Here is an 11,112-nt window from a genome sequence, read left to right as displayed (position 1 = left end):
TACGCGCGAGGGTGGAAAGCCTCCGGCCGCCCCGTCAAGCGCTTCCGTTCAACGCAGACTCGCCAGCCGGCCCACCAGCACCTCATTGGCGTCGAACGCCGCCTGCTTCGCCCCGGGGACATAAGTGCCGGGCCGTGCGGTGAAGGTGAACTTCTTCGAGCTGTTGGTCCCCACGCCGCCGAGCAGTCCGATCGCATTGCCGATCGCATTGGTCGTCTTCTCGCCCCCCGACATGGAATCGCGTTTGTCGAAGAAATCGCCACCGACCGCGACGGGATCGGCAAGTGCCAAGGTCGCGGATTTGTAGTTCGGCCCGATCACGGTCAGCTTGGACTGATCGGGGAGCAGCGCCAGACTGCCCTTCACATTGACTGCCGAGGTTGACCGGAACCAGCCGCCATATTCGTCGCTATCCGCGAAATCGACATAGTAGATCGCGTTGACCACATTGACCCCGCTATCCTTCGCGTAGGTCGTGGCACCGCCCATCACCTGGGTGCCGTTCATGATCAGGCTCATCGCGCTCAACCCGCCGGCCACGACATCGCCGGTGACGAGCTTGAGCGGCGCGGTTTGCGATGCGCTGACGAACAGCACATTCGCCTTGTCGTCACGGCCTGTGATCGTCGTCATTTCCTTTGTGCCTGGCTCGCCCTTCGCCTTTGCATAGGCGGGATGGGCCGCAAGCGCGGCGCGATCGACCACCTCGAAACCCGCCGCCGTCAGCCTGGCCGCCAGATCGTCATGGGCGGCATCGGCGATTTCCTGAAGATCGGCCTGGCTATAACCGGCAAGCGTGCTGCGCACGGTGGAACGGCCGCCATAACCGCTTCCCAACATACCGCCGCCGGCCTTCGTCGAATCCTTGCGTTCGATCAGAAAGCCAATGGTAAGCTGGCCGATGACGACCCGCTGCGTTCCTTTCACATTCTTGGCGGCCGTGACCTTCACTGGGTCCTTCGCCTTCGCGGCCAACGCCGCGGCGGGCATGGCGGCCAGCGCCAATGCTGAAAACAGGGTGGTGATGATGAGACGGGACACGGTTTTCTCCCCCGGGAGAATGGGCGCGACCCGGCGGCATGCTTAAACCGATATCAACCGGAATTCAAAGTCTTCGTGATAGCGCGGCGCCAGACGGAAACACTCAGGCGAGGCTGACCTTGCCCCCGGCATGACGTTCCAACCGGCCGGCAAGTTCAAGCTCGAGCAGCACGGTGTGGACTGTCGCCGGCGCAAGGCCCGATTGGCGAATGATCTCGTCCACCGGCACTGGCGCATGGCCAAGCAGCAGGACGATCCGGGCTCTCTCGCGCTCGGCCACATCGCCGGTGATCGGCGACGGCGGCGGCGCATAACCGCCACTTGGCTCCGCGAAACGCGCAACTCCGATCGGCGTGATCGCCTCGATCACATCGGCGGCGGACTGGATCAACGTCGCGCCTTCACGGATCAGGCCGTTACAGCCCTGGGCACGCGGATCGAGCGGCGATCCGGGCACTGCCATCACTTCACGCCCCGCTTCGTTGGCGAGCCGCGCGGTGATCAGCGAACCGGAGCGCGGCGCGGCCTCCACCACCACGGTGCCGAGCGCCATGCCGGCGATGATCCGGTTGCGGGACGGAAAATGCCGTGCCAGCGGCTCACGGCCCGGAGGCTGTTCGGCGATCAGCAGGCCGTGCCGCGCGATCTCCTCCTGCAATCCGGCGTTTTCCGGCGGGAAGGCGATGTCGATGCCGCTTGCGATAACCGCCGCCGTCCCCGATCGGATCGATCCCTGGTGCGCGGCGGTGTCGATGCCACGCGCCAGGCCTGAAACGACCAGCACACCCGCTTCGCCCAGCGACTGGGCCAGTTGGCGCGCAAAGCGGCACGCCGCTGCCGAGGCATTGCGCGCGCCGACGATCGCCACCGTGCGACGCGTCACCAGACCGGGATCGCCGCGCACGATCAGGACGGGCGGCGCCGTTTCGATCTGATCGAGCAGTGGCGGATAACCGACGTCTTCCAGAAACAGGTGGCGCGCGCCCAGCCGTTCCACCGCGCGTATTTCTTGCTCGATCTCAGCCATGCCGGCGATGCGGGGCGCCCGGCCGCCGCCACGGGCAGCCAGTCCCGGCAAGGCGTCGAGAGCAGCGTGTGCGCTGCCGAACCTGGCGATCAATTGGCGATAGGTAACCGGACCGATCTGCGCGGAACGGATCAGCCGCAGGCGCGCCAGCCGGTCATCGGCGCGATCCGCGCCATCGGCCGCCCCATCGCCCCTCATGTCAGGCGCGCCCGATCCTCGGCTCGGTTCCCGCCATCAAGCGCTCGACATTGCCGCGATGCTTCCACAACAGGATCAGCGTGAGCGCCATGAACAGCACGACCAGATCGAACCGGCCGAGCACCGCCGCCGTCACGGGCAGCAGGATCGCGGCGGACATGCCGCCGAGCGACGAGATCCGCGTTATCAGGATCGTCCCGATCCAGACCGCGGCGAACACCAGCGCGTAAAAGGGGCTGCCGGTCAGGATACTGAAGGCAAGCGCAATGCCGAACAGAGTCGCCACCCCCTTGCCGCCACGAAAGCGCAACCAGACGGGATAGACATGCCCCAGAAAGGCTCCGACCGCAGCGAGCGGCGCGAATTCCGGGCTGACGGCGGCCGCGATGAGCACCGCCGCCGTACCCTTCGCCATGTCGAGGATCAGCGTCAGCGCCGCCAGCCACTTGCGGCCGGTGCGCAGCACGTTGGTGGCGCCGATATTGCCCGATCCGATCGCGCGCAGATCGCCCGCCCCGGAGATCCGCGTGAGGATCAGGCCGAAGGGAATCGATCCCAGGAGATAGCCGAGCAGCAGAGCCGCCGCAGGTCCGATCCAGATGCTGGTTTCCAAATCCCACCCCTTTCGCGGCCAACATAGTGGTTTGTGCCATGGCCGCAATAAAGCCGATCAACAGATCGATCCATTCCGAACCGATTTCTTGGCCAACGCTTCCCCCCCGATCGCCCAGGCCTTAGGGAGCACGCATGACCGATATGCGACCGATCCTGTTCTTCGATTCCGGCGTGGGCGGACTTTCGGTGCTGGCGCCGGCGCGCGAACTGCTTCCGCAGGCTCCCTTCGTCTACGTCGCGGACAATGGCGGCTTTCCCTATGGAACCCGCAGCGAAGCGGAAATCGCGGCACGCGTGCCCGCGCTGCTCGGGCGATTGGCCGAACGCTATCGCCCGCGACTGATCGTCATCGCCTGCAATACCGCCTCCACGATCGCGCTGGCGCATGTCCGTTCGGCGCTGGACGTGCCGATCGTCGGCACAGTCCCCGCGATCAAGCCGGCGGCGCTGGCGTCACGAACCCGCGCGATTGGCGTACTGGGCACCGATGCGACGATCCGTCAGCCCTATGTCGACCGGCTTGCCGCCGAGTTCGCGGCGGATTGCGCGGTGTTCCGCCACGGGTCGGCCGAACTGGTCACCGCCGCCGAGGCGAAACTGCGTGGCCGCGCACCCGATCCGGCCATCTTCGAACGCGCCATTGCCGGCCTGATTGAGCAAGCGGGCGGCGATGCGATCGACACGATCGTGCTTGCCTGCACCCATTTTCCGCTGGTCGCGCAGGAATTGGCGACCGCGGCGCCCCATCCGATCGCCTTTGTCGATGGTGGCGAAGGCATAGCACGGCGGATCGCGCATTTGACCGCCGGACAGGGCTGGCCGGCAACACCGTCCGAAGGCGTGATGGTCTTCACCGCCGCCGATCCGGCCAATGCGGCCCTGGTCCCTGCACTGACGCGATACGGCCTTCTCCGTGTGGAAACGCTTTAGACTAGGACAATTTGACCCGTAGAATTGCGTATTTTGCGAGCCGTTCTCGCTGGCCATAGACGCATCGCGGCGCTAAAGGCCAAGCCAAGAGGCGGGCGCAGCGTCATTATTGGCTGAGGGGCCGGGACATTGGATTACCAGCGCGTTTTTACCCAGGCGATCGATCGGCTGCATGCCGAAGGACGCTATCGCGTGTTCATCGACATCCTGCGCAACAAGGGCATGTTCCCCAATGCGCGCTGCTTCGCCGGCCATAACGGGCCGAAGCCGATCACCGTCTGGTGCTCGAACGACTATCTCGCCATGGGCCAGCATCCCAAGGTGATCGCGGCGATGGAGGAAGCACTCCACGACGTCGGCGCCGGATCGGGCGGCACGCGCAATATCGGCGGCAATACCCATTATCATATCGATCTCGAAAACGAGCTCGCGGACCTTCACGGCAAGGAAGGCGCGCTGCTGTTCACTTCGGGCTATGTCTCGAACGAGGCGACGCTCGCCACGCTCGGCAAGCTGCTGCCCGGCTGCGTGATCTTTTCCGACGAGCTCAACCACGCGTCGATGATCGCGGGCATCCGCAATTCGGGCTGCGAGAAGCGCGTCTTCCGCCACAACGACCTGGCGCATCTCGAGGAACTGCTGGCGGCCGAGGACGAGGACACGCCTAAGCTGATCGCGTTCGAGAGCGTCTATTCGATGGACGGAGACATCGCGCCGCTCCATGCGATCTGCGACCTGGCCGACAAGTACAATGCGCTGACCTATCTCGACGAGGTCCATGCCGTCGGAATGTATGGCCCGCGTGGCGGCGGCATTTCCGAGCGCGACGAGGCCGCGCAGCGGATCACGATCATCGAAGGCACGCTGGGCAAGGCTTTCGGCGTGATGGGCGGCTATATCGCCGCCGACAAGATGATCGTCGACGTGATCCGCAGCTATGCGCCCGGCTTCATCTTCACCACCTCGCTTTCGCCCGTGCTCGTCGCCGGTGTGCTCGCGGCGGTGCGCCACCTCAAATCGTCGAGCGTCGAGCGCGACGGCCAGCAGGCGGCGGCCGCGCGCCTGAAGGACATGTTCGCCGAAGCCGGCCTGCCGGTGATGCCGTCGACCACGCATATCGTGCCGCTGATGGTGGGCGACCCTGTCCGCGCCAAGAAGATCAGCGACATCCTGCTCGCCGAATATGGCGTCTATGTGCAGCCGATCAATTATCCGACGGTACCGCGCGGCACCGAACGGCTGCGCTTCACCCCCGGCCCGGCGCATGACGAATCGATGATGCGCGAACTGACGCAGGCTCTGGTCGAGATCTGGGACCGGCTGGAGATGCGCAAGGCGGCCTGAGCGCCAAGCTTCCGACCGTATTCCCGCCGGTGCGGGAATACGGTGGTCAAATGCTACAGATGTGCCACCAGCGCGCGTGCGACGTCCGCGAGCGCGCCCTGCCGAGCCGCCTGATCCGTCGGGCTCTCCGCCAGATAGGACGTCACCAGGATCGGCTTGCGCGCGGGCGGCCACAGGATACCGATATCGCCGACGACACCATTGCCGCTGGTGCCGGTCTTGTCGCCGACGCGCCAATCAGCGGGCAGCCCGGCACGCAACCGCTTGCCGCCCGTCTCGTTCTCGACCAGCCATTGCATCGCCTGCGCGCGCGATGCGGGTTTCAGCGCATTGCCGATCAGCACGGCGCGCATTGATTGCAGCATCGCATCCGGCGTCGTCGTGTCACGTGGATCGCCCGGAATGGCCTCGCTCATCATCGGCTCGATTCGGTCGAGCCGAGTGGCTCTATCGCCCAGGCTGCGCACGAACGCATTGAAGCCCGCGATGCCGCCAACCGCCGGCAACAGCAGATTGGCGGCGGCATTGTCGCTGAGCGTCACCGTCGCCTTGCACAATTGCGCAACGGTCAGCGTGCCGCCGAAATGCTTCTCGATCGCAGGGGAATTGGGCACGAAATCGCTCTTGGCGATCGGCACCGCGCGGCCCAGCCGTTCCCTGCCCTGTTCTACTCGACGAAGCACCGCCGCCGCGAGCAGGAATTTGAAGGTACTGCACATCGGGAAGCGCTCGCCACCGCGCCACACGAAGCGATGGCCATTGCCCGTATCGAGCATCGAGACACCCAGCCGCCCGCCGACCCCAGCTTCGATCCGCTTGATCTCCACCAGCAACGCATCGCTGCGCCACGGATCACGCCCGGCGGCGCGCGCCAGTTGCGGCGCCAATGCCGCTCCAGCCGCCGCTGCCCCAAATCCAATCAATATATCGCGTCGTCCGAACATCTGCCGATCTCCCTTCATATCCGCCGAAAATATGGATTGGAGGCGAAGCGACAATCGATCATATCTCGAAAGAGCCATAAGTTTTCCTGGGGTGAAAGATGGATCGTCCGCAATTGCCGCTCAACGCGCTGCGCGCCTTCGAAGCGGCGGCCCGGCACCTGAGCCTGACGCGTGCGGGGCTTGAGCTCTGCGTGAGCCAGGCGGCGGTGAGCCATCAGGTCAATGCGCTTGAGCAGCGACTGGGGGTTCCCCTGTTCCGCCGCCTGCCGCGCGGTCTGGCGCTCACCGATGAGGGCGCGGCGCTCGTTCCCGTGCTCGCCGAAAGCTTCGACCGGATTTCGGCCGTGCTCGATCGCTACGCCGGCGGGCGCATGCGCGAAGTGCTGACATTGGGCGTGGTCGGCACCTTCGCCACCGGCTGGCTGCTGCCACGCCTGCCCGACTTCGCCGCAGCCCATCCCTTTGTCGATCTGCGCATGCTCACCAACAACAACCGGGTCGACCTGGCGGGAGAAGGGCTCGATTATGCGATCCGCTTCGGCGACGGTGCGTGGCGCGGCGCGGACGCCGACCGGCTGATGACGGCGCCGCTGACGCCGATGTGCGCCCCCGGCATCGCGCAGCGCCTGTCTCAGCCGGGTGATCTGGCCGGTGAATTTCTGCTGCGTTCCTATCGCCCCGACGAATGGCCGCTCTGGTTCGAGACGCTGCGCACGCCGTGCCCGCCGCTTCACGGCCCGATGTTCGATTCCTCTGTCACCACCGCCGCCGCGGCCGCCGCAGGCAGCGGCGTCGCACTGCTGCCCGCGCGCATGTTCGAGCATGCGCTGGATCAGGGCCGGCTGGTGCGCCCTTTCGCGCACGAGATCGAAACCGGCGCCTATTGGCTGACGCGGCTAAAGACCAGAAAGCCGAGCGAGGCGATGCGGGTGTTCCGCGAATGGCTGATCGCGGGTTGCGAGGAACTACCGTCCCTTGGGAGCCTGATCGTTTGAGGTGGAAGCACTTGGCGTTTCCACCGAAAGCGTGAATCTGGCTCCTATCGGGATTTGGGGCGGCGTAGCACCGCGCTCCAGGCATAGCCGCGATACAACGGCTTGAAATCCAGCGTCAGGCCACGCTCGTCGGCGAGCGCAGCCAGCGTCGTCCGCAGATCGGCACGCGGGCGCACCGAGAAGCGGGCAAGCCACGCGAACAGCATTGCCCGCCACCAGCGCGGCAGCCGCTCCTGCTGACCGAAATCGACGATATGGATCGCGCCACCGGGCGCCAGTACGTCGATCGAGGCCGAGATCGCCTCACGCCAGCCAGGGATCATAGACAGCGTATAGGAGAAGAAGATGCGATCGAAATCCTTGCGGCCGAACATCGCGCGAGGATCAAAGCCGGTCGCATCGCCTTGCGCGAGCCTGACCCGGTGCGACAGTCCCGCGCGGCGGACCGCCATGGTCGCGGTTTCCAGCATCGCGCGCGAGATATCGAATCCGTGCAGCCGCGCCTGCGGCCAGGCCCGCGCCGCCGCCACCAGATTCCGCCCGGTGCCGCAGCCGACCTCCAGCACCGCGCCCTTGGGCGGCGGTCGCAATCCGCCTATCAGCCGATCGCGACCGAGCAGATAATATTTGCGGGTCAGATCGTAGATGTGACGCTGGGTCCGGTAGATGGCATCCATATGATCCGCGGTGGACGCCGCGACTGGCCCCATCAGGCGGCGCCCTTCAGCACATAGAGATGAACGCCGCCATAGATGGACGAACGGTCACGCCGGGTGAAATCGCGCGACGCGACCTCCTCATATTGCCAGCGGTCCAGGATCGCGTCGGGCACGCGGCCCGGCAGCAGCGTCGGCTCGGCGGCCGTCCGGAAGAGCACGCGTGAACCCGGCTTCGCGGTGCGGGTGATCTCGCTCCACAAGGTCGTGAGCTGCGCATCGGTCATCCAGTCCTGCGCGTCGAGCAGGACGTAGCGATCGAGACTCGCATCGGCATTTTCGCGCAGGAAATCGACGAAATTGGCGTGGCGCACATCGACACGATCGACGCGCGAGACCACCGCTTCGTAATTGCCCGCTTCCAGATAGGGCGGCACCGAAGCACCCGGCGCCTTGCCATAGGCCTTGCCGAAGGCCTGCCAGGCGAAATAGTTTGAGCCGATATCGAAATCGCAGGCCAGTTTCTCCAGCCGCTCGCGCAGCACCACCGCCATGTCCTTGCCACCAGCGAGCACTTCATATTGCGCGGGTGGAATGCCCAGGCCGAAGAGCGAGGCGGGATTGCTCGTCAGCCAGCGGATGAACCGACGATCGAACACCGGCGCGAAATGCGCGTCGAAGATCACGCGCTGTTCCTCGATCGAACCGGCTTGAAGCAATTGCCGCGGATCGACGCCATAGAATTTAGCGAGCAGGTGCGCGACGTCGATGAAGTTGCCGAGCAGCCCCCGGCGGTAGAAATTGCGCGCGAAGCCGCCGATCCGGCGGCGTCCGATCATGTCGCGCCCTTCCCAATAGCGGCGCGACGTTTCGTCGAGATGCGGGGCGACATGTTGTTTATAGGCGGTCACGTTCTCGCGCCGGTCGGCATCGCCGAAGAAACGGTAGAAACTGTCATGATCGGGTAGCCGCCGCGCAGCCGCCAGCTTCAACCGGTTGAGCGCAATATGCGCGGTGTTGAGGTCGACGGCGGTGATCCGCGCCGGATTGGCGGTGAGATAGGACAGCACGTTGCAGCCGCCGCTCGCGATCGTCACCAGATGGGTGTCAGGCCCAAGCTGGAGCGCCTCGAGATCGACCACCGGATCTTCCCAGATCTGCGCATAGACCAGCCCGCGAAATGCGAAGGTGAAGGCGCGTTCGAGCAGGCCCTGCTTTGACAATTGGCCATGCTGAAGGACCGCATCGCGCACGCGATGATTGGATCCCGGTTTCGTGTCGGTGATTGCGGCGCTCGCCATGATGCGTCCCCTGCCCGGTTTCGGTACGCTTGGAGCATTTTCGAGTTGACCGTTCACGGTCGACGGCTCGGAAAATGCGACCACGAAAGACAAGAGCGTTTCCGCTCATTGCGGAAGCGCCCTAGACGCGCGTCGTGACGGCATGGTGACGATTTGGCGAAGGAACCGAGACGCTTGCTGTCAGCAATCCTCGCGGAGCGCAGGCAATGACAGGAACAGGACGCCGGCGACCGCGATCAACGCCGCTCCTACTGACAACGGCACCAGCCCGCGCTCGATGAACGGCGCGACACCGGCGGTGCCCAGCGCGGTGACGAGCAGGATCGCGACGATCACCAGCGCGGCGCCGCGCGCATCATCGCCCCTGGCGGCCACCACCGCACGATGGAAGCCGGGCGGACCGCGCACCCCCAAGCCGATGTTGAACAGCAGGAAAATGGCAGTCACGCTGAGCGGATTCGCGCCGCCTGCCAAAGCATAGCCGAGCATCGCGATACCGCCGGCCGCCGAGATCGCATTGCCCAGCAGGATCATCGGTTCCGCACCGAAACGCCGGGCGAGCCCCCCCGCCATGTTCGACGCGACGACGAAGCAGGCGATGCCGCTGATCTGCATCGTAATGAAATCGCCGATGCTGCCGCCCATTGCGACCGTGAAAACGGTTGGCGCCCCGAACACGAAGACGAGCAACGCCCCCAGCGTACAGGCATGGCTCAGCGCATAGCGCATGAACACCGGATCGCCGAGCAATCGCGAATAACCACCGTCATGCCGGCTCGCCGCAGGCCGGGGCAGATTACGATGACGCAGAAGCGTGACCGCGGCCAGAGCAAAGCCGAGCGCCGCCAGCACATCGAAGCTCGCGCGCCACCCCCAAAGGCCGAGAAGCCAGAGCCCCACCAGCGGCGCCAGGGCGGGGACAAGCGATTCGATACTGCCGAGGAGCCCGAGCGCCCCTACCGCGTGATCGTCGCCATAGAGCAACCGCAAAAGGCCGGGTGCGAACACCGCAGCGGCCGCACCCGAGGCGCCCTGCAGGAAGCGGAGCGCGATCAATGCATCCAGCGACGAGCTGAAACTGCACAGCAGCGACACCAGCGCATAAGCGAGCAAGGACGCGGCGAGCAGCCGGCGCTGATCGAACCGTGCACCGAGCTCACCAAAGAACAACAGTCCCGCCGCCGCGCCCGCTGTGAAGCTGGCGAGCACCAGCTGAGCCCGCGGCAAGTCCCCACCCAGCACCGCCGGCAGGCCGGGTACGGCCGGCAGGATCAGGTCGGTCCCGGCAATGCCGATGACCGTTCCGCTGACGATCAACAGGAATGTGCCGACATGGCGGCTGGGGATCGTGGCCATGTGCCGGGTCTAACCGCGCCCACGAACGCGGCAACGCATAAGTTATGCGCCCAGCGTCTCGACCAGTCGCGCAGCGGTACCATCGGACAGGACGAAGCGCGTCCAGCGGCAAAGGCTCGGGCGAACCGGTACGACGTCGGACCCGTTCGCGCCGGTTTCCATCTCGACCGGCACGACACCGGGATGTTCGCGCCAGCCCAATGCGGGCAGCCGCGCCTCCATCACCGCCAGCTCCTCGGTGATGAAAGGCCAGAGCGATTGCCCGATCATCGCGTCGGACGCACAGCCGAAATCTCGCGCCCGGGCCGGAGACAGGGCAAGCAGACGGTGGCTGAGATCGCAGATCAGGTGCATGGCGCGCGGGCTGTCGCTCACCAATCCGGCAAGCACGCGATCGGCCCCGGCATCGAGGCGCGCTGCCAGCACCGCTTCCACCTTCATGCGTTCGGCCGGCTCCATCGCCTGTGCGCCCGATTCCCAACGCGAAACCGTCGATTGCGCCACGCCGAACCGTTCCGCCGCAGCCGCCTGCTTGATCCGGTGAAGCACGCGCCAGCGCCGCAGCGCACGCCCGAGCGGCACATGCGGCGGATGGATGCTGTCCAGAGTCGAGACTCGCTGGCCCATGCCCTCGGTTTAGCGCGATCGGCGCACAACCGTCACCCGCGCTCTTTCCTAAATGATGGCTGCGCGGCTAAACTGCGG

General features: G+C 65.6%; 11 protein-coding genes. 3 read left to right on the top strand and 8 right to left on the bottom strand.

Features of this window, described 5'->3' with window-relative positions; translation table 11 throughout:
* Positions 1–48: 48 nt before the first annotated feature.
* The 3 genes from ACODTA_RS10695 to plsY form a co-directional block, all read right to left on the bottom strand.
* Positions 49–1,041, bottom strand: a complete 993-nt coding sequence (locus tag ACODTA_RS10695) for a hypothetical protein (RefSeq protein ID WP_489065894.1) — start codon at positions 1,039–1,041, stop codon at positions 49–51.
* 103 nt (positions 1,042–1,144) lie between these two features.
* Positions 1,145–2,266 (bottom strand): DNA-processing protein DprA, encoded by a 1,122-nt coding sequence (dprA, locus tag ACODTA_RS10690; RefSeq protein ID WP_489065893.1) that lies wholly within the window; start codon positions 2,264–2,266, stop codon positions 1,145–1,147.
* Between the two features lies 1 nt (position 2,267).
* A complete protein-coding gene (gene plsY, locus ACODTA_RS10685; protein ID WP_489065892.1) occupies positions 2,268–2,879 on the bottom strand; it encodes a glycerol-3-phosphate 1-O-acyltransferase PlsY in 612 nt (203 codons plus the stop codon).
* A 134-nt stretch (positions 2,880–3,013) separates the two neighbouring features.
* Between plsY and murI the strand changes: the two genes are divergently transcribed.
* Together murI and hemA are read left to right on the top strand one after the other, a co-directional pair.
* Positions 3,014–3,811, top strand: a complete 798-nt coding sequence (gene murI, locus ACODTA_RS10680; protein WP_489065891.1) for a glutamate racemase — start codon at positions 3,014–3,016, stop codon at positions 3,809–3,811.
* A 129-nt stretch (positions 3,812–3,940) separates the two neighbouring features.
* On the top strand, positions 3,941–5,155 hold the full coding sequence (hemA, locus tag ACODTA_RS10675) for a 5-aminolevulinate synthase (RefSeq protein ID WP_489065890.1): 1,215 nt from the start codon (positions 3,941–3,943) through the stop codon (positions 5,153–5,155).
* 53 nt (positions 5,156–5,208) lie between these two features.
* Here hemA and bla read toward each other — a convergent pair whose 3' ends face one another.
* Entirely contained in the window at positions 5,209–6,099 is an 891-nt protein-coding gene (gene bla / locus ACODTA_RS10670; RefSeq protein WP_489065889.1) for a class A beta-lactamase, read from the bottom strand.
* A 98-nt stretch (positions 6,100–6,197) separates the two neighbouring features.
* On the opposite strand from bla, the gene ACODTA_RS10665 reads away from it, so the two are divergent.
* Positions 6,198–7,094, top strand: a complete 897-nt coding sequence (locus ACODTA_RS10665; protein WP_489065888.1) for a LysR family transcriptional regulator — start codon at positions 6,198–6,200, stop codon at positions 7,092–7,094.
* A 44-nt stretch (positions 7,095–7,138) separates the two neighbouring features.
* On the opposite strand, the gene ACODTA_RS10660 is transcribed toward ACODTA_RS10665, so the two are convergent.
* From ACODTA_RS10660 to ACODTA_RS10645, 4 genes are all read right to left on the bottom strand, one after another.
* The gene (locus tag ACODTA_RS10660) at positions 7,139–7,804 is read right to left on the bottom strand and encodes a class I SAM-dependent methyltransferase (protein ID WP_489065887.1); all 666 of its coding nucleotides are present in this window, start codon (positions 7,802–7,804) and stop codon (positions 7,139–7,141) included.
* A complete protein-coding gene (locus tag ACODTA_RS10655; RefSeq protein ID WP_489065886.1) occupies positions 7,804–9,051 on the bottom strand; it encodes a BtaA family protein in 1,248 nt (415 codons plus the stop codon). The genes ACODTA_RS10660 and ACODTA_RS10655 overlap by 1 nt, the downstream gene beginning before the upstream one ends.
* A gap of 180 nt (positions 9,052–9,231) precedes the next feature.
* On the bottom strand, positions 9,232–10,407 hold the full coding sequence (locus tag ACODTA_RS10650; RefSeq protein WP_489065885.1) for an MFS transporter: 1,176 nt from the start codon (positions 10,405–10,407) through the stop codon (positions 9,232–9,234).
* A 42-nt stretch (positions 10,408–10,449) separates the two neighbouring features.
* Positions 10,450–11,034 (bottom strand): helix-turn-helix domain-containing protein, encoded by a 585-nt coding sequence (locus ACODTA_RS10645; RefSeq protein WP_489065884.1) that lies wholly within the window; start codon positions 11,032–11,034, stop codon positions 10,450–10,452.
* Positions 11,035–11,112: the final 78 nt, after the last annotated feature.

The organism is Sphingomonas sp. FG14, assembly GCF_057809675.1.
Note: the sequence above shows the minus strand (reverse complement) of the source record. Positions and strands in the feature narration are given on the sequence as shown.

What these genes read in the sequence shown, in the direction of transcription:
- ACODTA_RS10660 (WP_489065887.1), bottom strand. Translation starts at nt 7,804, where the DNA reads ATGGGGCCAGTCGCGGCGTCCACCGCGGATCATATGGATGCCATCTAC.
- bla (WP_489065889.1), bottom strand. Translation starts at nt 6,099, where the DNA reads ATGTTCGGACGACGCGATATATTGATTGGATTTGGGGCAGCGGCGGCT.
- ACODTA_RS10650 (WP_489065885.1), bottom strand. Translation starts at nt 10,407, where the DNA reads ATGGCCACGATCCCCAGCCGCCATGTCGGCACATTCCTGTTGATCGTC.
- ACODTA_RS10645 (WP_489065884.1), bottom strand. Translation starts at nt 11,034, where the DNA reads ATGGGCCAGCGAGTCTCGACTCTGGACAGCATCCATCCGCCGCATGTG.
- ACODTA_RS10655 (WP_489065886.1), bottom strand. Translation starts at nt 9,051, where the DNA reads ATGGCGAGCGCCGCAATCACCGACACGAAACCGGGATCCAATCATCGC.
- ACODTA_RS10665 (WP_489065888.1), top strand. Translation starts at nt 6,198, where the DNA reads ATGGATCGTCCGCAATTGCCGCTCAACGCGCTGCGCGCCTTCGAAGCG.
- murI (WP_489065891.1), top strand. Translation starts at nt 3,014, where the DNA reads ATGACCGATATGCGACCGATCCTGTTCTTCGATTCCGGCGTGGGCGGA.
- dprA (WP_489065893.1), bottom strand. Translation starts at nt 2,266, where the DNA reads ATGAGGGGCGATGGGGCGGCCGATGGCGCGGATCGCGCCGATGACCGG.